The sequence below is a fragment of the Arthrobacter oryzae genome, from assembly GCF_030812315.1.
GTDB classification, from domain to species: Bacteria; Actinomycetota; Actinomycetes; order Actinomycetales; family Micrococcaceae; genus Arthrobacter; species Arthrobacter oryzae_B.
The window spans coordinates 50,231-69,984 of the sequence record NZ_JAUSSM010000004.1 but is presented as its reverse complement, the minus strand read 5'-3'; the positions used below and the strand labels follow the sequence as shown (position 1 = coordinate 69,984).

General features: G+C 66.3%; 22 protein-coding genes and 1 pseudogene. 15 read left to right on the top strand and 8 right to left on the bottom strand.

What is annotated here, in order from left to right; translation table 11 throughout:
* Positions 1-19 precede the first annotated feature (19 nt).
* The 3 genes from J2S97_RS09600 to J2S97_RS09590 are packed head-to-tail and all read left to right on the top strand — an operon-like array spanning position 20 to position 2,768.
* Positions 20-826 carry an HpcH/HpaI aldolase family protein gene (locus tag J2S97_RS09600; protein ID WP_307048744.1) on the top strand — a complete coding sequence of 269 codons (807 nt, stop codon included), beginning with the start codon at positions 20-22 and terminating at the stop codon, positions 824-826.
* 3 nt (positions 827-829) lie between these two features.
* On the top strand, positions 830-2,098 hold the full coding sequence (locus J2S97_RS09595; protein ID WP_307048742.1) for a sialidase family protein: 1,269 nt from the start codon (positions 830-832) through the stop codon (positions 2,096-2,098).
* A complete protein-coding gene (locus J2S97_RS09590) occupies positions 2,088-2,768 on the top strand; it encodes an SDR family NAD(P)-dependent oxidoreductase (RefSeq protein WP_307048740.1) in 681 nt (226 codons plus the stop codon). Before J2S97_RS09595 ends, J2S97_RS09590 begins: the two co-directional genes overlap by 11 nt.
* Before the next feature lie 126 nt (positions 2,769-2,894).
* On the opposite strand, the gene J2S97_RS09585 is transcribed toward J2S97_RS09590, so the two are convergent.
* Entirely contained in the window at positions 2,895-3,668 is a 774-nt protein-coding gene (locus J2S97_RS09585; RefSeq protein ID WP_307048738.1) for a hypothetical protein, read from the bottom strand.
* A 246-nt stretch (positions 3,669-3,914) separates the two neighbouring features.
* A complete protein-coding gene (locus tag J2S97_RS09580) occupies positions 3,915-4,643 on the bottom strand; it encodes a hemerythrin domain-containing protein (RefSeq protein ID WP_307048736.1) in 729 nt (242 codons plus the stop codon).
* A gap of 340 nt (positions 4,644-4,983) precedes the next feature.
* Here J2S97_RS09580 and J2S97_RS09575 point away from each other — a divergent pair, with 340 nt between their 5' ends.
* The 4 genes and pseudogenes from J2S97_RS09575 to J2S97_RS09560 all read left to right on the top strand — a co-directional run.
* Positions 4,984-5,550, top strand: a complete 567-nt coding sequence (locus J2S97_RS09575) for a TetR/AcrR family transcriptional regulator (protein WP_307048734.1) — start codon at positions 4,984-4,986, stop codon at positions 5,548-5,550.
* A gap of 705 nt (positions 5,551-6,255) precedes the next feature.
* Positions 6,256-6,948 carry an alpha/beta fold hydrolase gene (locus J2S97_RS09570; protein WP_307048732.1) on the top strand — a complete coding sequence of 231 codons (693 nt, stop codon included), beginning with the start codon at positions 6,256-6,258 and terminating at the stop codon, positions 6,946-6,948.
* 434 nt (positions 6,949-7,382) lie between these two features.
* Complete coding sequence (locus J2S97_RS09565) at positions 7,383-7,784, top strand: hypothetical protein (protein ID WP_307049381.1); 402 nt, start codon at positions 7,383-7,385, stop codon at positions 7,782-7,784.
* 44 nt (positions 7,785-7,828) lie between these two features.
* Positions 7,829-7,930 (top strand): annotated as a pseudogene (locus J2S97_RS09560) (AraC family transcriptional regulator); the annotation flags it as partial.
* 121 nt (positions 7,931-8,051) lie between these two features.
* On the opposite strand, the gene J2S97_RS09555 reads toward J2S97_RS09560, so the two are convergent.
* Positions 8,052-8,504: a DUF4383 domain-containing protein gene (locus J2S97_RS09555; RefSeq protein WP_307048730.1), complete on the bottom strand. Its 453-nt coding sequence runs from the start codon at positions 8,502-8,504 to the stop codon at positions 8,052-8,054.
* Positions 8,505-8,799: 295 nt separating this feature from the next.
* Positions 8,800-9,345, bottom strand: a complete 546-nt coding sequence (locus J2S97_RS09550; RefSeq protein ID WP_307048728.1) for a hemerythrin domain-containing protein — start codon at positions 9,343-9,345, stop codon at positions 8,800-8,802.
* Positions 9,346-9,604: 259 nt separating this feature from the next.
* On the opposite strand from J2S97_RS09550, the gene J2S97_RS09545 reads away from it, so the two are divergent.
* The 6 genes from J2S97_RS09545 to J2S97_RS09525 all read left to right on the top strand — a co-directional run bounded on the left by J2S97_RS09545 (position 9,605) and on the right by J2S97_RS09525 (position 12,185).
* The gene (locus J2S97_RS09545) at positions 9,605-9,916 is read left to right on the top strand and encodes an RNA polymerase sigma factor (RefSeq protein ID WP_307048726.1); all 312 of its coding nucleotides are present in this window, start codon (positions 9,605-9,607) and stop codon (positions 9,914-9,916) included.
* Positions 9,816-10,109 carry an RNA polymerase sigma factor gene (locus J2S97_RS23980; RefSeq protein WP_373460542.1) on the top strand — a complete coding sequence of 98 codons (294 nt, stop codon included), beginning with the start codon at positions 9,816-9,818 and terminating at the stop codon, positions 10,107-10,109. The genes J2S97_RS09545 and J2S97_RS23980 overlap by 101 nt, the downstream gene beginning before the upstream one ends.
* Positions 10,106-10,720 (top strand): hypothetical protein, encoded by a 615-nt coding sequence (locus J2S97_RS09540; RefSeq protein ID WP_307048724.1) that lies wholly within the window; start codon positions 10,106-10,108, stop codon positions 10,718-10,720. Before J2S97_RS23980 ends, J2S97_RS09540 begins: the two co-directional genes overlap by 4 nt.
* Complete coding sequence (locus J2S97_RS09535) at positions 10,720-11,301, top strand: hypothetical protein (protein ID WP_307048722.1); 582 nt, start codon at positions 10,720-10,722, stop codon at positions 11,299-11,301. The genes J2S97_RS09540 and J2S97_RS09535 overlap by 1 nt, the downstream gene beginning before the upstream one ends.
* 64 nt (positions 11,302-11,365) lie before the next feature.
* Positions 11,366-11,596, top strand: coding sequence for a PRC-barrel domain-containing protein (locus J2S97_RS09530; protein WP_307048720.1), 231 nt, complete (start codon positions 11,366-11,368; stop codon positions 11,594-11,596).
* 298 nt (positions 11,597-11,894) lie between these two features.
* Positions 11,895-12,185, top strand: a complete 291-nt coding sequence (locus J2S97_RS09525; RefSeq protein WP_307048719.1) for a hypothetical protein — start codon at positions 11,895-11,897, stop codon at positions 12,183-12,185.
* Between the two features lie 103 nt (positions 12,186-12,288).
* On the opposite strand, the gene J2S97_RS09520 is transcribed toward J2S97_RS09525, so the two are convergent.
* Positions 12,289-13,377 carry a DMT family transporter gene (locus J2S97_RS09520; RefSeq protein WP_307048717.1) on the bottom strand — a complete coding sequence of 363 codons (1,089 nt, stop codon included), beginning with the start codon at positions 13,375-13,377 and terminating at the stop codon, positions 12,289-12,291.
* A 33-nt stretch (positions 13,378-13,410) separates the two neighbouring features.
* Between J2S97_RS09520 and J2S97_RS09515 the strand changes: the two genes are divergently transcribed.
* On the top strand, positions 13,411-14,022 hold the full coding sequence (locus J2S97_RS09515; RefSeq protein WP_307048716.1) for a TetR/AcrR family transcriptional regulator: 612 nt from the start codon (positions 13,411-13,413) through the stop codon (positions 14,020-14,022).
* 55 nt (positions 14,023-14,077) lie between these two features.
* Here the strand turns inward: J2S97_RS09515 and J2S97_RS09510 are convergent, their stop codons facing one another.
* Both J2S97_RS09510 and J2S97_RS09505 read right to left on the bottom strand, forming a co-directional pair.
* Complete coding sequence (locus J2S97_RS09510; protein WP_307048714.1) at positions 14,078-14,863, bottom strand: alpha/beta fold hydrolase; 786 nt, start codon at positions 14,861-14,863, stop codon at positions 14,078-14,080.
* 177 nt (positions 14,864-15,040) lie between these two features.
* Entirely contained in the window at positions 15,041-16,462 is a 1,422-nt protein-coding gene (locus J2S97_RS09505) for an MFS transporter (protein ID WP_307048712.1), read from the bottom strand.
* A gap of 115 nt (positions 16,463-16,577) precedes the next feature.
* Here J2S97_RS09505 and J2S97_RS09500 point away from each other — a divergent pair, with 115 nt between their 5' ends.
* A complete protein-coding gene (locus tag J2S97_RS09500) occupies positions 16,578-17,126 on the top strand; it encodes a TetR/AcrR family transcriptional regulator (RefSeq protein ID WP_307048710.1) in 549 nt (182 codons plus the stop codon).
* A 291-nt stretch (positions 17,127-17,417) separates the two neighbouring features.
* Here J2S97_RS09500 and J2S97_RS09495 read toward each other — a convergent pair whose 3' ends face one another.
* Entirely contained in the window at positions 17,418-19,748 is a 2,331-nt protein-coding gene (locus J2S97_RS09495) for a beta-L-arabinofuranosidase domain-containing protein (protein WP_307048708.1), read from the bottom strand.
* Positions 19,749-19,754: the final 6 nt, after the last annotated feature.

The following is a 19,754-nucleotide window of genomic DNA, read 5'->3' as shown; positions in this document are numbered from 1 at the left end:
CTGAAGGTAGAAGATTCCTATGACATCCGAACTGGCCCTCGAATTTGCCCGCAAGATCCGCGCCCGGGAACAGGCGGTGGGCTACTGGGCCGTGCTGGACGCGCCCGTGGCCACCGAACGCATCAGCCGGCTGGGTTATGACTACGTGGCCCTGGACGCCCAGCACGGACTGCTCGGCTACTCGGGCGTGCTGAACGGGCTCATGGCCATCGACGCCGGGCACACCGCCGTCGGCATGGTCCGGGTGGAGGACAACAACCTGACGGCCATCGGCAAGGCGCTGGACGCCGGCGCCGTGGGCGTCATCGTTCCGCTGGTCAACACGGCCGGGGACGCCGCCGCCGCGGTTGCCGCCGCCAAGTACCCGCCCATGGGCGGCCGCTCGTACGGGCCCATGCGCTCGGCCCTGCGGATCGGGCCGGTGCCCGCCGATGCCAACGCCACTACCCTGGTGTTTGCCATGATCGAGACGCCCGACGGCCTGGCCAACGTGAAGGAAATCTGCGCCACTCCGGGCCTGGACGGCATCTACGTGGGACCGTCGGACCTGGCCATCGCCGTGGGCGGGGCATTCCCGGGGGACCCCGCCGTCGAAACTGAATTCAACGCCGCGCTGGAGACCATTGCCGAAGCCGCAGCCTCCGCGGGCATCGCCGCCGGCATCCACACCCCCGCCGGGGAGGTGGCCGCGCGCCGGCTGGCCCAGGGCTACACCTTCGCCACCATCGCCTCGGACCTCACCCACCTGGAACAGATCGCGAAATCCCACCTCGACGCCGCCCACCTCGACGCCGCCCGCTCCGATGCCGGAACCAAGGAGAGCTGAACCATGCAGAACACCATCAGCAACGCCTACAGCACCATCACGCCGGACGGGGCGGTGAAGCGGGCGGACGGCGCGGACTTCGCCTACCTCCCGGCGCCCACCGTGCAGAGCCACGCCGCCAACCTCCTCACCCTGCCGGACGGCCGGCTGGGCTGCGTCTGGTTCGGCGGCACCCAGGAAGGCGTGCCGGACATCTCCATCTGGTTCTCCGCCCTGGACGCCGGCAGCAGCCAGTGGTCCGAACCGCAGCAGCTCTCCGACGACCCTGCCCGCTCCGAGCAGAACCCGATCCTGTTCGCGGCGCCAAACGGCGCGTTGTGGCTGCTGTACACCGCGCAGAAGGCGGGCAACCAGGACACCGCCGAGGTCCGCCGTCGTACGTCCACGGACAGCGGCCGCACCTGGGGCGAGGTGGAAACGCTGTTCCCCGCGAATGAAACCGGCGGCGTGTTCGTCCGCCAGCTCCCGGTGGTGCTGCCGTCGGGCCGTCTGATCGTGCCGATCTTCCGCTGCATCACCACGCCGGGGGAAAAGTGGGTGGGCAACAGCGACGACAGTGCCGTGATGATCTCCGACGACGCCGGCGCCACCTGGACCGAGCGTGTGCTGCCGGGGAGCCTGGGCTGCGTCCACATGAACATCCAGCCGGTGGCCGACGGTGGGTTGCTGGCCCTGTTCCGCAGCCGCTGGGCCGACTCGATCTACGAATCCCGGTCCACGGACGACGGCACCACCTGGAGTGAACCGGTCCCCACCGAGCTGCCCAACAACAACTCCTCCATTCAGTTCACCGCGCTCGCCGACGGCCGCCTGGCCCTGGTGTACAACCACAGCCGGGCCGAGGAAAACACCGAGCGCAGGCTGTCCCTCTACGACGAGATCGACGACGACGGCCTGGCCGAGGAGCAGGGCCAGCTCGCCGAGCCGGTTCCCGGCGCTGCTTCTCCGTCCGACGACGGCGCTCGCCGGGCGTTCTGGGGGACGCCGCGATCTCCCATGACCCTGGCGATTTCCGAGGATTCGGGCCGTTCGTGGCCGATCCGCCGGAACCTGGACGTTGGGGACGGGTACTGCCTGTCCAACAACTCCCGCGACGGGCTTAACCGCGAGTACTCCTACCCGTCCATCCACCAGGGCCCGGACGGTTCCCTGAATATCGCGTACACGTACTTCCGGCAGGCCATCAAGTTTGTCCGGGTGGACCCGCAGTGGGCGTACGAAGGCACCGAGACCCCGGGGGAAGCCGAAGCGAGCCGCGCCAATGCCGGCTGAGCAGCATGCGGTGGTAACGGGCTGCAGCTCGGGCATCGGCAACGCGATCGCCCGCCGGCTGCTGGCCGACGGGTGGGCCGTGACCGGGCTGAGCCGGAGCTCAACCTCGCTGGACGGGAAGTTCGAGTGGCTGCAGGCGGACCTCGCCGAGCCGGAGTCGCTCGCCGAGTCGGTGGCGGGACTGCGCCCGGCCAATGCGCTGGTCCACGCCGCCGGGTTCCAGCGCACCGCGGCGCTGGGGGCCCTTGATCCTTCAGCTTTGGCGGGGATGTTTTCTGTTCACGTCGCAGCCGCCAGCGTGCTGGCCAACGCCCTGGTGCCGTCAATGCCCGACGGCGGGAGGGTGCTGCTGCTGGGCAGCCGCACCTCCACCGGGTCCCCGGGCAAGAGCCACTACGCCGCCACCAAAGCCGCCTTGATGGGGCTGGGACGCACGTGGGCGCAGGAACTCGCGCCGCGGGGGATCACCGTCAACGTGCTGTCCCCGGGCCCGACGGATACCCCGATGCTGAACGACCCCGGCCGGGCAGCCACCCCGGTGCGGATGCCCGCCTTGGGCGCGCTGGTGGCCCCCGAGGATGTGGCCGCGCTGGCCGCGTTCCTGCTGGGGCCCCACGGAAAGTCCATCACCGGGCAGAATTACGTCATCTGCGGAGGCGCCTCCCTCTAACCACAACGCTCTCTCACTTGTGGCACCGTTCCCCCCGGACCCTCTCTCACTTTCTGCACCTTTCCCCCGGACCCTCTCTCACATCCTGTGGGACCGCGGTGCAACTTGCGGCCGAATGAGAGAGCGTTACCGAAAAAGCCTGCAGGGAGTGAGGGAGCGCTTCGTGTGAGTGTTTGTTGCGGTGACAGGCTCAGACGCCGGCGGTTCGCGCAGCGGCCGCAGCACCCGCCCCGAATCCGAACACCCAGCCAGACCGGCGAGAAACCGATAAGGGTTCGACTCCACGGCATCGCCCAGCATGGAGCGGGCCCGGAACATCTCGGTGCCGATGGCCGCGGTCGTGCCCGCATCGCCGTAGAGCTCATATGCCAGCTCCTCGGCCGTCCGGTCCTGGGCGCGGGAATCCAGCAGCGCTAGGATCTCCGCACGGCGAAGCGTTAGCGGCGCCCGGCTCCCGTCAGCAAACACCGCGGCTGGCCTGTCGCCCAGCAACTCCGGCCGCTCGACGGCCGCAACCGGCCGGCGCCCATCCCGCCGTGACGCACGCACGGAAGAAGAGGCACGCAAGGAAGCACCGCCGACGGGCATTCCCAGCAGCGACTCCGCCACCCGGACCGCGCACCGTACCATCCGCAGTGTGTCCGCGCTGAGGATGTCCAGCGGTCCCGCCACGTCGAGCACGCCCAGCAGCATGCTGGTCACGGGGTCGGTGATGGGCGCATCCGTGCAGGCCCACTCGTGGTGGGTCCGGAACCGGTGCTCGGCGGAGAACAGCTGCACCGGCGCGCCGGTGACCAGAGCCTGGCTGATGGCGTTGGTGCGGATGCCGGCCTCGGACCGGTCCGCCCCTTCGGCAGCCGGTCCGCCCGCCGCAGCAGGTCCGGGCTGCCCACCCGCCACAGGATCTCGCCGCGGGCGTCGGTCAGCACCAGAAGGTGCCGGCCGGTGCTCGAATCGTCGGTCAGCAACCGCCGCAGTCTCAACTACCGACAGTCCCAACCACCGGCAGCCCGGGTCAGCGGGTGTGGTGGCTGTCCTGCAGTTCGCACACGGGAGTCTCTAGCCTTCCCTCCGGGCCTTAAGCTGCAGGGCCAGGTGGGCGCAGCCGACACTGCTGCACCCAACCCCGGCGGCCCGCCGTCGAGCCTAAAGCGTTTCGGGAATCGCGCGTCCGGGGAAGAGGGTGGCGTATTGCTTGCGGTACATCCTGCGCCCGATGAGACGGTAGCCGAGACGGGCTGGGGCAGGAATCTCCTCAGAAAATATCTCCCGTCGATCTTCGGGCGGGTTCGTGGCCAGAACCATGCCGAGGTAGGTGACGAGGAACTTCTTGTCGTGCTGCCTAACCCCGTGCTGCACCATCGCTTTCAGTTCCTCCTCCGTGATGACCCGGTCAACGGCGGGCATCACCTCGGTGACCTCGCGGCGCAGATGCTCTTTGAGAACAGCCTGCACACCTTCGTAGCCCTTTGCGAGTACTTCCCGGTTCTCTGCGTCCGCAGTCTGCATCCAACGCTTACGGACGGGCTCGATACCCTGGATGAGTTGCCGAATTCGCTTGTGGTGGTCAAGCATCTGCTCTACGTGTGACGCACTTGCCGGTGCCCGCTCGGCCAGCTGCGGGTACATAAACAGGTCCTGGCCTTCCTGATGGATCAGGAGCACCTTGTCGAAGTTCCCGAGCACTTCCCCCACGTAAGCGGCGCGGGAAGTGTCTCCGGGCGCGGCAGAACGCACCAAGTCGGGCGCCTCCCCGTATGCCCAGAGGAGGAAGCGGTGAACCCGCCGAATGCCAGTCGAGCCTGCAGAGAGGACCGGTCCCGGTGGCACAGGAGCTGCGGTTTCACCGGGATGCATGGTGAAGAAGTCGGTCATTTGGGTGACCTCCATTTCAGAATCAGGCGGGACCTCGCCCCACTCCCCTCCGGGAGCATGCCACGAAGCTGTGCCAGGCGGCGGATCAGCCACTGTCCTACGCCGGCGCTCGGCACCGTGTTCCTGAGTGGGCCCGGGTCCATTTTTGGTTTTTGTCCGGCGTAGCGAGGACGCCGGTATGCGCCGCGGGATCTAGCCGGACGGGCAGGCTATGACCCCGCGGGAAGTGCGTGGCGCTTCACGAAGGAGCGCTATGGGCGGCAGGATGACAGCTACGCTTGCCATGGAAATAGGGTACTACTTATGTAGTGGAATCGTCACTACCTTTATAGTAGGGAACATGTCCACTCGTGCGCGGATTCTGGATGCTGCCGTAGAGCTGCTTGGCACGCAGGGCCTGAAGGCTCTCACACATCTCAGGGTCGATATGGTGGCCGGGGTTCCGAAGGGTTCGACGTCGAACTATTTCCGCACCCGTGCCGCGCTCCTGACCGGGGTGGTCGAGAGGCTTGCGGAACTGGACCTGGCTGAACTGGTCAGCCCGCCAAGCCCGCCGGCTGACGTTGACGCCTTCGTCGCCCTGCTGGCACACGCCGTTGAATCCGCCACCACAGCATCCCGGACCCGGACCATTGCCCGGTATGTCCTCTTCCTCGAAGGCACACACAACGAAGACGTCCGCCGCCCCCTGCTCGCCGGACGCACGTTCTTCCGGTCCTTCGTCGAAACCACAACAGAGCGCCTCGGAGCGACTGATCCCGTGGCAGCGGCGACTGCCATCACCGCAGTGGGCGACGGCATGATCATCCACCGGGTAACTGTAGACCCGGAGGCAGACGTGCTCGCACCCATTAATGCCGTCGTGCGGGCGTTTGTGCCGAGTCGGCAGACCCGGGAACCGGAATGACGCACGCCGCTTGGCGTTGACACAGCGCATCGTCGGAACCCTCGAGACGCCGGCTCGCGCCCCGGAGGAGCGTCCTGCCGCATCGAGTAGCATTGCTCCCAATTGGCCAGCAACGGAAGGAAGTCGTGCCCTGCAGTATGTCGTCCTACAAGTAATCCTCAAAGAGAAACTGTGGGGAACCGGTTCGGGCAACCTGACCGCTTTGGAGAAGGTCATCAAACGATCAGGCTGCGAAAGGCTACCGACTCCACACCATCACCACCGCGAGTAGTGGGGAGCAAGGGAATGATCGGCGGCGGTGACCGCATCCAGGCAACTCTAGTGTTCGAGAGCCTCGGATAATCCCTCATCGCAAACGAAATCTTGAGGCACACAAGATATACGAAGACGCGAGTTGGCGGATCCCGAGACCGTGTAAAACGTGAACTGCTGGGGACCGAGGAAAGGCGAACCCGATGCTGCCTCGTCAACCGGCGGAGATCACTCTGGAGGACTACGCGAGGTTCTTGCCCCCTTCCCGAAGGAAGCCGCTTGTGCCCCCAGCCTCGGAGTGGTGGCCCTGGAGGAATCATCGGGTCCACCTCCTCCGGCTACGGACGCCAAGGCCCCGGTTCGGATACTCGTGGTCCACGGCGCGGGAGCACATGCGGCGGCGCTCTGGCCTGTTGCGTCCCTCTTGGCAGGCCGGGCGTCGATCTGACTGCCGTGGACTTGCCTCTCTACGGCCGGACGATGACAACATCACGCGGAACGGTGACCTACGAGGACTGGGTCGACTTACTGGTCGATCTCATTTCAGCTGAAGACGACGGCCGTCCTGTCATCCTCCTCGGGGCCAGCATCGGTGGTTTGCTCACGGTGGAGGCAGCGGCTCGTTCACGCCGCGTCGGGGCCGTGGTTGCTACCTGCCTGCTCGACCCACGCGAGAGCTCCGCCCGCGCAGCGATGACTCGCTTCGGCTCTTTCGCACTGGTTTTCATGCCACTGCTCAAGCTGGTCCGCGGGCCGATCGCCAGGTTCCCCGTTAAGGTCACCTGGGTTGCCGATCTCAGGAGCATGGGACGCGACCCCAGCCTGGGGCGGCTCTGCGCGAAAGATGCACGTGGAGGCGGTGGATGGGTTCCCCTTGGGTTCCTCGCCAGCTATATGCAGCATTCACATTCCGAAGCCCGCACAGCACTCTTCCCAGTCCACCTCATGCACCCTGAGCTCGACAAGTGGACCCCGGTGGAGCTCAGCGAGGGCACTCTGCGGACGTTGCACGGCCCCACCACCAGCCAACTCTTGCGTGGTTGCGGCCACTTCCCCCTCGAAGAGCCCGGTTTGCGGGATCTCCTGAGTGGCCTCGAAGACGTGGCAGCCAACGCAGCGTCAAGCATTGCTGGGTCGCCAAGCTGATAACAGTTGCATAATGCGCTGTTGGACGAACCCACTATTGGTAATCGGTTTATGTCCAAAGCCTCAGCACCGCAACCACCGAGTTTGTGGCTGCCGGTGGAACGTGCCTGATGACGAGGTAAGTAGCCGTTTGCTAAACATGCTCCGGCCTTACGGTGCAACGGCGGCATCGCTTCTCTGGGCGAGCCGCTGCAGTTGCGATCGGTGCACGTCAGGCAGCCAATCCAAAGGGGCCGATGGGCCCCGAGCGCGTCCTGGCGTTCTGGTCCGAACACCACGGATGAGTACGGCGTCGTTGATCTGAGGGAACGGCGACGACGACGACGGTGCGCGCACCTGCGTGCGTGCCGCCGTCGTCAGTGGGAAACCATTGCCCAGTTTCCTCGGGTGGCGGTACGCTCTTCGTCCCGGCCGTGCCCTTGGAAGGATCAATCATGAAAGTCCTGGCGGCAGTCTCGCTGGCAGAGCTGATACTCCAGCTGATCGGGGCGCGAAAGGCCATCCGCGACGGGATCCCTTACGAAGCGCCCATTGGCCGGGGCAAGCCCGAAGACGTGGCGCGCGACATGTGGGCCATGGGCAGCGGGCTGTCAGCGCCGTGGCATACGCTGGCCGTCCATGCGGCAGGGACCGCTCTGCTGATTGCCAGGCCGCGGACGTGGGTGAGGCGGGCGGTCGGCTTGCTGGGTGCCCTCTACATCCTGGGCATCTCGTGGGAGCGGATCACGCGGGAGTCATTCCGGCACCCAGACCGGGAGACCACCCCGCTGATAGCTTCGGGGCTTGCGCTGTCCGGTGCCATGGCACTGCTTGGGCTCGGACGGAAGCGGCGGTAGCCGGTCGCACGATCGGCCTTCGCGCCACCCTGTCGTTTTCAGACTGGCGGCTTCGACCCGGCCCGTCGGTCATGGCCATTCGCGACCGCGCCGCCGACTTCAGCACCGCAACCACGGAGTTGTGGCTGCCGGTGGACCGCGCCTGAGGCGAGAGCTAAGCGCCTGGCACGCGTTAGAGCTGGAAAGGCAATGGCCCCGATAACAGCCGAAGCTGCGATCGGGGCCATGGCCCTTTTGCGTGTTGCTGGGTCTACCGCGGCGGACTGACTAAGCCCGTGCCTTAGCGCGACCCTTGGTGAGGACCAATGCCAAGGCCACCATGCCGACGCCGAGCAGCAGGTGCAGGCCGTTGTCGAAGCCGTTCAGCGGCACGAAGTTCCCGGCTGAATCCTGGGGAACCACCAGGCCATAGACGAACAGAACCAGATAGATGATGCCGCCGTAGAGCAGGAACGAGCGGGCGCCGCCGGCGGTCTTGGCCAGGACGACGCCGGCCGCGCCGAACAGCAGGTGGACGATGTTGTGCAGGGCCGAGACCTGGAAAAGGCCCAGCAGCATGGCCTCGGAGTGGTGGCCGGCGAGGTGCAGCTGGTCGAAGTTGGCCGTGATGCCCGGGACGAAGCCCAGGACCCCGACCAGTAGGAACACGGCACCCACAGCCAACGATGCCTTCTGGACGTTGCTGCGGGCCGCGATGCCGGTGCTGGTGTGTGTTGCCATGGTGATCTCCTGAATGCGATGTGGTCCTCGGTCGGCCCGTTTTGAATGCCAACCCAAGGGGTTATGCCAGCTATTCGGGCGCCATCGCATGACGGATGGATTTGTTCGCCAAAAATTTCCGGTGCAGTGGCGGGCAGCGCACTATCGGCGCGTGCCGCCGTCGTGCATTACAGGGTGGTCCCTATGCCGGGCAGGGGCGGGCTTTGTCCACACCGCGGACCACCGCGTCCCGCCGCCGCCATGAGATGCCGGTCCACCGCCAGCATCCGGAAGTTGAGCTCGCCAACGGTGGCGACTACAGCGTCTCGGGTATCGGTCGCCCCGGGAAGAGCGTCGAATACTGTTTCCGGTACATCCTGCGCCCGATGAGGCGGTAGGCGAGGCGGACCGGTGCGGGGATCTCCTTGAACAGTTCCTTCCGGTCCGCGGGCGGATTCGTGGCCAGCACCATCCCGAGGTAGCCCACCAGGAACTTGTTGCTGACCTGGCTGCTGCCGTGCTCCGCGGCTTTCTTCAGTTCCTGCTGGGTCACCACGCGGTCGACGGCGGGCATCACCTCAGTGACCTCCCGCCGCAGGTGCACGTTGAGGACCGCCGATAAATCCGCATAGAGCCCGGCCAGTTCCTGGCCTGCCTCCGCGTCAGCCGTCTCCATCCAGCGCAGGCGAAGCGGCTCGATGACCTCCAGCCGACGTGTGACCTGTCGGTGCTGCTCAAGCATCTGTTCCACGTGCAAAGCGCACGCCGGGGCCTGCTCCGCCAGTTGCGGGTACATGAGCTCGTCCTCGCCCTCGTGGTGGATGTGGAGCAACTTGTCGAAGTTCCCCAGCACTTCCCCCACTTAGGCGGCGCGGGCGGTGTCGCTCCACCTGGTGGACTTCGGCCTGCTGGAAAGGACCGCGTCGGGGTCCTCGTATAGCCGATCGGATTCAAGGCCGTAGCAGTCAGGCCAGTTTTGCGTGACCGAGGCGGCACAACTGGCTCCGGGGCGAGGAAATCCCGGACCACCGTTACACTTGCCGGGCTGCCGGACATTAACCGGGTATGAGCTTGGAACGCATGTGGGGGAGCGCGTGGAACGGGACAGACAAAAGCGGTTCATGGCGGCCCACGCGGCCTGCCACGACCGCATCTACCGCTACTTCCGCCGCCGCACGGAGAGCCCCGCCACCGCTGAGGATCTCTGCGCGGAAGTCTTCCGGATCGCCTGGGAGAAGTCAGGCGCGGGGGAGGAACTCTCAGCCATGTTCCTCTTCGGGGTGGCACAGAACGTTCTGCGCAACCACCTGAGGTCCGCCGCCCGGTCGGCCAATCTCATGCTGTCGCTCCAGCTGGAACGAACCGAGCAGCTCGGTTCGCTCCAGCTGGAACGAACCCGAGCAGGCCCTCGACGCCGACGGTTCCGTCCGTGACGCGCTGGCCCGGCTCAAGCCCGATGAGCGGGAGGTCCTGTTACTCACGTACTGGGACGGATTCAGCTCCAGCGAGCTGTCAGACCTGCTCAACACCACCGCCACAGCCATCAGGATGCGCCTCCACCGGGTCCGCAAAGCACTCGGCCGCCTGCTTCAGACTGAACGAGAGTCAGGGGAGTACGTACGATGAAGGACCTTTCCGCTGCCGACGAGCAGCGCATCCTCTCCGCTGACCCCGCAGCGGACGTCACCGATGGCGAGCTGGCCCGCAGCCGCTCCCGAAGCCTGGCGTTCCTGGAATCCGACGTGACCCACATCTTCCCCGGCGACGCTGAAAGTCAGAGAAGGCCCCCCGCAAAGCGTTGGCGGGCGGCCGGAGCCTTCCTGGCGGCAGCCGCCGTTGCCGCAGCCGTCCTCACCGCCAGCTTCCTGCAGGCGGCCCCGGTGGAAACACCGGCCGCCACCGAAACGGTCCCTCCACCCTCGCCGGCTGCCACCACCACTCCGGAGCCAACCCCTCCCGCCGGGCCGTTCCACAGCCTCTTCGTCTCGGCAGATGAAGTGCTTGTGCTGGAGGCACTGCCCAATGCTGCCCGGAACCTCGGGGCAGGGCTCGGCGTCGAACCCGTCAACGTGCGGCAGGTGCTGAAGGGCGACCTGACCCCGGGCGAAACCGCTGTTGACGTGCGTCAGCAGAGCGCGCGATCAACGGTTCGCTCCATTGGCGGGACAGCCAGGAGGAAGCGCCCTTCACCTACCTTGGGTTCTTCGCCAAGGACGCCGATGGCGGGCTGCATCTGATGGAGGCGCCCCATTCGCTGCTGCAGATCCAGAACATCAGGACGGCGGCCACCGTGGATCCCGTCACTGATGAACCGGTGGAGATTGGTGAAGACCTGCAGTCCCGCATCAACGTGGCGCCGGTTGGGGACGTGCCCGTGGCCACCCACCCCGGCGGTTCCTGGGCTGCATCCGCGCCGAACACCGTCTGGGGCACCCAGGCTGCAGAGGGTGCCAGGGACGGTCAGGTGCGCGGCTACGTTTCTCCGTCCGAGGCCTGCTTCACCTTTGAGAACAGCACCAAAAAGGTCTACCTGCGCTGGCCGGCGGGGTTCACCGCGAAGGTCACGCCTCTGATGGTTGACGCGGAAGGCCACGTCTCCTACTTTGGCACCACGCTGGCCAACAAAGCGGTCATTCTCAACGAATGGGGCTTCATCTACATGGCGGACCTTGATACGCGCCCGCTGGTTAAGGGGCAGCTGACCACAGAAACCGCATCGTGTGGGGGTGAGGCCCTGCCGGTTTTCGACATATGGCCGGAACGGGCAGGAGGCAGCCCGTTCCAGAAGGGCCGCGGGGTAGCGCTGCCCACGCCCTGATTCAGACAGCCTGGACGTCGGGTACGACTGAGCGGACCCTACCCGGAAACGGCGGCAGGCCGGCATGATCCTCGGCGACCTCCTGGGCGCGCCCGTATACGACAGCGACGGCGTCCGGCTGGGCCAGGTGGCCGACGCTCGGTTCGTGGTGGACGGCGCACCGCAGCAGCCCTGCTGGGGCTGGTGGTCAGCCCGCACAGCGTTTCGTCGTTCCTCGGCTACGAACGGACCGGCGTCAGCCAGCCATGGCCGCTGGCCCGGATGCTCAGGTGGCGGCACCGCGGATCATTCCTGATGCGGTGGGAGGACATCGCCATGATCGGCGGGAAGTCCGCGCGGCTCAGGAACGATTCACCGCGTACAGCCCGATCCTGGACGGCAGGTAGGAGTGAGGCGGCGGTGGCTTCGGGCTTGGGCTTTGGGGATTGCCTGGGGTCTTGCTTTTGGACGCTGACCGGTTCCTACTGATGGAAGGAACAAGCCACCCGGGAGAAGGTGCCGCCTGGCAACACGCGTTCCTGCCGCACGGACTGGTTCCCTGTGTCGCAACGGAGCCGGCTGGCGGTTCCAACAGTGGCTACGGAGGAAAATCGATGTTCGCTAGAGTCAGCACGTTCAAAACCGGCCCCGAGACGCTCTCAGACGCTCCTTCGGAAGACATCGTCAGCAGGGTGCTCCAGATTCCAGGATGCAAGGGAGTCTACTACTTGAACGGGAAGGAAACGGACAAGGCTATCGCCATCACGCTGTGGGATAGCGAGGAAGCGATGGCCGCAAGCCGGGAGGAAGCAAACAGGATCCGCAAGGACACCAGCGAAGAGGAAAAGACGCAGATCGTGGACGTGGAAGAATTCGAAGTCACGGCCAGCAGTCTCAACGGCTAGTCATAGGTCGCTTTTCCACCGACCGCAGCCACCTAGACGCTGTTACGTCGTGCTGTTAAACGAACATTTCGTCTGGCTGTCAGTGTGGCGCGGGATCAGAGTGCTAGAACGAGTGCGGCGTCGCCTCTTCCTGGCGCTGGTGAAGGGGCGCTTCGCCTGCCCGGAAATCAGCGTCCACCGTACCTGAGGAAGAACCGCGGGGGGAATGCGTCGAGGAACGCCCGGGCCACAAGACCAGGGCGACGGCGGCGGACCCCAGGATCAAACCGGCAAGGGTGGCGGGAGTGAACGGTTCCGCGAACAGGAAAGCCCCGGCGACGGCGGTGGTCGGGGCGACCAGGAAGAGGAGGGCATTGAGCCTGGTGATGCCGATCCGGCGGAGGAGGAACCAGTACAGGCCGTAGGCGAAGAGGGTGGGAACGATCGCGATCACCAGGGTGGAGATCCAGAAGTCAGCAGTGGCCGGCGGGACCAGGGCTCCGGCGAGGAACGCCAGCAGGGCGACCGCGACGAGAGTGACGGCGGCATGTGTGGACAGGGTGGCAAAGACGCCGAGGCATGCCGAGGTGCGGCGTTCCAGGAATGTGGCCGTGACAAGGCTCGCGAGGGCGACGAGCGGGAGCAGATAGGCGGGGCCTGGAGACGCGGCCGCGGACGCGTCCGAAGCCACGATCAAGGCGACGCCACCGGCGCCGAACACGAGTCCGAGCCATTGGAGGGCACGCACGCGGAGCCCGAGGAGCGGGCCGACGAGGGTGGCGACGACAAGGGGCTGGATGGCATCGATGAGCGCGGTGGTCCCGGATGAGACGCCGGCGGCGATGGCCAGGTAGATAGGGATGACGTAGCCGAATTGGGCGAAGAAGCCGATGACGAGATGGGGGCGGATGTCGCACCAGGCTGGCAGGTCCGCGCGGGGAAGGACTGAGCCGCGGGAGGGTGTCCCCGGACGGTTTTTCGAACCGATGCCGTCCGGCCGACGACGGATGAAGTTGACTCGGAGGGCGGTTCCGGCGAAGGCGAGTGCCAGGATCACCACGACAATGAGGAATCGCCAGAAGACGACCGTGAGCGCCGGGGCGCCGGCGGTGCCGATCTTGGCTACGAGAAAACCGGAACTCCAACTGAGAACGAACGCGACGGAAGCTCCGATCAGGATAATGCGCTGAGGTATACCGTTCTGTTTACTCATGCTAACTAGTATACAGAACGGTATAGTGGATGCATGAAGACCGAAGATCGCCATGAGGTGACGCCCCGAGACACGAATGAGCTGCCCAAGTACACGAAGGGCGCGGAACGGGTGCTGCGCGCCGCGTCCGAGCTGTTCTATCGGGAAGGAATCCACGCGGTAGGGGTGGATACGATCGCCGCGGCGGCTGGCGTAACCAAGAAAACCCTGTACGACCAGTTCGGTTCGAAAGAGGCGCTGGCGGTGGCCTACCTCCGACGGCGGGACGCCCGGTGGCGCGAGTATCTCGAAAATGAGCTCGCGCAGGTACCCGCAGGCGGCACCGGGCGGATCCTCGCGGTCTTCGACATCTCCGGGCGGTGGGCCATCGACAACAGCGACAAAGGGTGTTGCGCGATCAACGCGCGGGCCGAGATGGATGACCCGGAGAGCCCCATCGCGGCGGAAGCTATCCGCCAAAAGAAATGGTTGAGAGACCTACTCGAGCAACTGTGCAGGGAAGCGTCCGTTGCTGATCCTGCCCAGACAGCCGACTCGTTGATGCTTCTGTACGAGGGCGGGCTCGTGACAATGGGAATGGGTACCTTCCCGCAGCCCTTCGCGGTGGGGCGAGACGCAGCAGCGCGATTGCTCGCCCCCAGCTAGTCTCCTGGCGTCTCAGATCCCAGGCCGGACGCGTGTCGCTGAACGGACTGCAAAGTCAGGAGCCAGTTGATGCCTCACTCCTGCCTTCGGCCCGCTCCCAGTGCTTTCGGAGCAACTCGGCCAGTCGCTCCGGCTCGATCCGGTGTGGCGGGTCGAAGTGGTGGCGCTTGGAGAACACCTCGAGGTGGAAGTCCGGGAAGAAGACCCTTGCCAGCCGGCCGGCGATCTCGCCGTAGTCGTCCGGGTTGCTCAGGCCGCCGAGGGCGAAGAACACCGGCTGGGGAAACGCGGCCAAACGTGCCCTGTCCAGGTCATAGCTCTTGAAGTTCCGCAGGAACGCCCTGATACCCGCGGGCCGCTTTGCCATCCACGGCGGCGGGGGACCCGGAGGCGGCGGTGGAAGGACGACGTCGGGCCTCACCCCCAGCCTCATGAACTCCAGCATGAACTCATCCGGAGGGAGTCCTTCCAGCTCCTCGTACTTCTTCCACAGCTCCGCATGGGCAGGGCTCCAGTCCCAGCTGCCGGCCCAGGCGGGCTCGAGCAGGGCCAGGCTCAGCAGGCGTTCGGGGTGTTTGGCGGCGAAGGCAAGAGCCGCTGCGCCGCCGCCGGAGTATCCGACAAGGTGGAACGTCTCCCAGCCGAGGGCGTCGGCCTCGCGGAGTACGCCGTCGATCTCTGTGTCCAGGCTCCAGCCGGGCGGCGGCTCATCGTCTGCGTAGAGCTCCAAGTCTTTGGCTAAGGCCTCTACTTCCGGGCCCAGGGCGTCAATCAGAGCTTCGTACGCAGGCTGGGCGGGGAGCACGGCACCGGGAAGAAGGATGGCCCGTATCCGATCCATAAACGAACCATACGCCCGAGGTGGCCTACCGGCTACCGGCCGCTACGTCGTGTGGGGAAGGCCAGCACCAGGAGCTCCTCAGACGACCGCGGAGCAGCCCGGCGCCCGCTGCCGTGTGGTGCTGGAGCTCGACGGCGCCTTCGCGCCGCACCTGGTGTGACCGGCGAGCGGGTGCCCTCATGCCACCTTCCGAGGTCTGATGACCAGCCCGACGACGGCTGCCAGCGCGAGGGCGGAGAGGATGGTCGCCGACCAGAACCCGGCCCGTCCACCGGTCAGGAAGTCTCCGGGGACAGCGAAGGCCGCGTAGGTCGAAGCCACGATGGCCAGTCCAACGGCGCCGCCAAGTTGCTGCATTGTCTGGAAAAGCCCAGAGGCGGACCCTGCGTGCTCGGGTTCGACGTCGCGGAGCGCGAGCGTCGTGAGCGGCATGAACGTCATGCCGGCTGAGATTCCCGTCAAGAGCAGGGCAACCATGACGGCGGCGAAGGGCGTGTCCGGACTCAGTTGCGTGAGCGGCAGGAAGGCGACCACGCGAAGTGCGGTGCCGAGGATGACGAGGCGGACGGCCCCGAAGCGCTCGACCAGTCGCGGGACGATTCGCGACATCGCGAAGATGCTCAGGGGCATCGGCAGGAACGCCAGCCCCGTCAGCAGTGGCGTGAGGTGCAGATCGTTTTCGAGGTACTGGACCATGAGGAAGAACATCGCCAGCATCCCGCCGTAGGTGGCCGCCATTGCCGCCAGCGCCGCCACCCGGCTCGGGCTGCTGAGCAGCTGCGGCCGCAGCAGGGGGTGGGCCACTCTCCGCTCGGTGAAGGCGAGCACGGTGAGCAGCGCTGCGCCGACCACCAGCCCGCCGATCGTGCGGGGACTGGACCAGCCGTCGTCGCCCGCCTGGATGAGGGCCCACACGATGGCGACGGCGCCGCCCGTTGCGGTCACCGCTCCGAGCACGTCGAAGCGCCCGGGTCTCCGGGGAGTTTCGGCGACGAGGCGCGGCACGGCAAGGAGTACGACGACGCCGATCGGCACGTTGATGAAGAGGGTCCACCTCCAGTTGGCGATGTCGGTGAGCAGGCCGCCAAGAATGAGCCCGAGCGCGCCGCCCATCGAGGCGACGGCGGAGAACAATGCAAGCGCCCGGTTCCGCGCGCCGTCGTCCCGCGCGCTCGTGGTGATGAGCGCGAGCACGCTCGGGGCGGCGAACGCGGCACCGAGGCCTTGGAGTGCGCGTGAGATGACGAGGAGAAGGGGTGAGGTGGCCAGGCCGCCGAGCAGCGAGAAGACCGTGAAGACTGCCACGCCCACCAGGAACGTGCGGCGACGGCCGAAGACGTCTCCGATCCGTCCGCCGAGCAGCAGGAGGCCGCCGAAGGCAACGGCGTAGCCGTTCAGGACCCAGCTGAGCTGGGCCGGGGTGAAATCGAGGTCGGTGGCGATGTGGGGGAGTGCGACGTTTACGACGGTCGCATCGAGGACAAGCATGAGTTGGGCAAGCATGACCAGCCAGAGGCCAATGCTGCCGGCGGGGCCGCGCGGATTTCCGCTTCTCCGGGCGAGCCCGGCGGGCGCCCCTGTGGCGATTGTGGATGTCATGGGATGGTGTCCTGTTCTAGCCGAAGGGCTGACGTACACTAAAAGGAGAGATGCTCCGTTTAGAACTATACGGAGACACTCTCCGTTTGGCAACCATGTTTTGAGAGGTGTTTCTGTGCGCGCTGACGCCCAACGCAACCGCGATCGGATCGTGGAGGTGGCACGTGCGCTGTTCCGCGCCAAGGGCTTCGACGCCGTGTCGATGGACGAGGTGGCCAAAGGGGCCGAGGTGGGGCCCGGCACGCTGTACCGGCACTTCCCGACCAAAGAGTCGCTGTACGACGCGGTCCTTGAGGCTTGGGCGGGGAAGGTCAACGCGGCAGTCGACAGGGCGCTATCGCTCGACGCCTCCGCGCGGGAGCGGCTGTTGACCTGGCTGACCGAATATGCGGCGATGCTGACAGAACATAAGGGTGCAGCCGCGCGGATCACTGCTGCGCTGGGCGATCCCGGGTCGCCATTCGCAGCAAAATGCACGACCTACGTCAATGCGAATCAGCGCCTGATTGACGGGTTGGACTCGGCCCTGCGCCCCGGGGTGGAGGCAATCCAAATCAGCCGGCTCGTCGGCGGCGTGGCTGCAGTGGTGGACAACAGCGAGCTTCCCGCCGACTCAATGGCGCCGATGCTCGCGATTGTCGCCGACGGGCTCCTCGCTCCCTGACGCCGGACGGGAGCTGCGCCGTGGGCGGCGTAGCCGTCCCACCCGTCCGGCACATTTCTGGGCTAGCCGGCCGCGTCAAGGCATACGACGCCGTCCGGTAGCCACGGGCCAGTTGGATGGCCGCTTCGCCTATCTTGCGGCTGAAGCCAGCACGGCTGGCCTAACAACAGCGGCCGGGGCGGTCAGCGGACGAGCCGGCCGCCGCGCCGTCGTCGGCTGCTCATTACCGTCTCTGGCGCGCCGGCGCGCCGTCCTGGATCGCGAAGGAGGCCGAAGACCAAGACACCCCGGTCAGGCAAGGCGGGCGCCGTCGAGTAATTCGACGGAGAGCAGGTCACCGGTGGCGGTGCCGGGGAGGGCATGGACAGCGAAGACGAGCGCCCCGGACGCATCAGCCCTTGCCTCTGCGGGGACGGCGTATTCGGTAACCTCCTGGCCATGCTCGACGCGGGAGTCCAAAGCCTCCTTCAGCGGCACGCCATTGAGGCTGATCCGCTGTCCACGTCCTGCGTCAGGCCGCATCCTTACCCGTACGGAGGCGGCTCTGCCGCCGGAGTCCTTGAGCACATAGGAGAACCAGCCCGTAGCGCTGCGCCAGTGCACTCCGTCCTGACCGCCGGCCCGGGTGGCTTCGCCGGCGAAGAAGTGGTCGGACTCCGGCTGCTGCTCACCCGCGGACACGGCGTCGATGACATCGCCCCTCGTGTCCGCTGCCGCATCAGTTGCGGCAAGCTCTGCCGTGCGCATCTCGGCGGAGGCACCCGTGGGCCAGTACACGGTGTAGCGCTCGTCGTGGATCCCGGCAAACGGCTCGAGCTTGAGCCGAACGGTTGTGCCGTTCCGAACGGCGGTCAGTTCCGCAGTGACGGCCGCCCGGTCGGACAGTTCGACGGCGGCTGCCGGGTCCGCTGAAACTACCACCGGTGTGCCGGCCAGGGGATCCTGGCGAGCGGAAGCAACATGCCCCATGCGCTCGTCCGGCGCGTCCACGGCATCCATGCCGGCGGTTCCCTCCCGGGCGGCGAGGACCACGGGCCCGTAGAGGAAGGAAACCCAGGGAGAACCGTCAGGCAGGGCCTCGGCCAGGATGTCGGCCTGAAGACGTACGGAGACCGTGGTGGTTCCTTCCCACACGCGATGGACGTAGCCGGCGTTCCCCTGCACTGCCTGCGCCTCTGGCGGTCCGCCGGCCGCGTCCCTTTCATGGACATGAATCTCCATGGCCGTTGCCCACTCCGGGCGGCGCAGCTGCAGGGTGAAGTCTGTGGGGCTGGCAGTTGTGACGGTCAGCCGGACGGTATCCGAGTACGGGAAATCTGTCTCCATCCGGACCTTCACGCCTCTTTCGGCCCAGTTGAGCTCCGAAGCGATGTACAGGTTCACTGCCAGGTTGCCGCCGCTGTGGCTGTAGATCAGCTCGCCATAGCGGGCATGGTTTTCCAGGCCGGAACCCACACAGCACCACATGGATTCATGGACGGTGGAGTACACGCGGTAATGGGACGGACGCATCGGCGTGAAGTACACGAACCCGCCGCGCACAGGGTGCTGGGAGGACAGGATGTGATTGAAGGTGGCGCGCTCGTAGAACTCCACCGCTCCGGGGTCGCCGGCCCGCTCGAAGCGCAGCTTGGCGAGCTTGAGCATGTTGTAGGTGTTGCAGGTCTCCGGACCCTGGACGTCGAGGATCATGGGCGTGAAATCGCGCGACGGGTGGAAATGCTCCCGGACGCTGTTGCCCCCGATCGACACGGTCCGCTCACGGGTGACGGTGTGCCAGAAGAAGTCGGACGCCTCGAGATGCTCCTGGCTGCCCGTGGCCTGCGCGAACCGTTCGTACCCCACCACCTTGGGTATCTGCGTGTTGGCGTGGAGCCCGTCCAGCCGGTCATGGCATGCAGCAAGGGGTTCCAGGATGGCGCGGTGCGAAAAACGGGCAGCCTCGCGCAGGTAGTCGTCCCGCCCTGTCAGTTCGGCAAGGGATGTCAGGGTGTCGTTCATTCCGCCGAACTCGGTGACCAGGACTTCCTCGAACGAGTCATCGTCCAGGCCGGCTGAAACCGTGAGCCACCAGTCCGCCAAACGGGTGAGCATTCGCAGGGCCGATTCTGCCCCGGCATACGTGTAGGCATCCAGGAGTCCGGCGAAGGTCTTGTGGAGGCTGTAAAGCGGGACCCAACGTCCGTTGAGCGTGAACACGTCAGCATCAATTTCTCCTGCCCGGAGTTCTTCGCCGAGGCGGCGGCCGCCGGGAACCCCGCCCAGGTACCCGGTGCCCGCCGCGTTCTGGCACTCTTCGAACACGCCCAGGACGTACTGCAGCCGCTCGAGCAACCGGGCATCGCCCGTTGCCGCAAACAACTGCGCGCAGGCCGAGAGGTAGTGCCCGCCGATGTGTCCTGCCAGGCCGTCGGATTCCCACCCGCCGTACGCCGCCGCCGTCGTCGGAAGTCCTGCTTCCCTGCGGTAGGGCGTGCAGAGACGGTCGGCGTCCAGTGCCAGGACATAACGGATATCGGTGTCCTGCGCGTTCTTGAAGTCGCTGGGCAGCAGCCGGACGCTGTTCAAGGGAAAGGACGACGGCGGCAGGGTGGTTTCCGCGGTGGCGGTGGTGGGGTGCATGGGAAG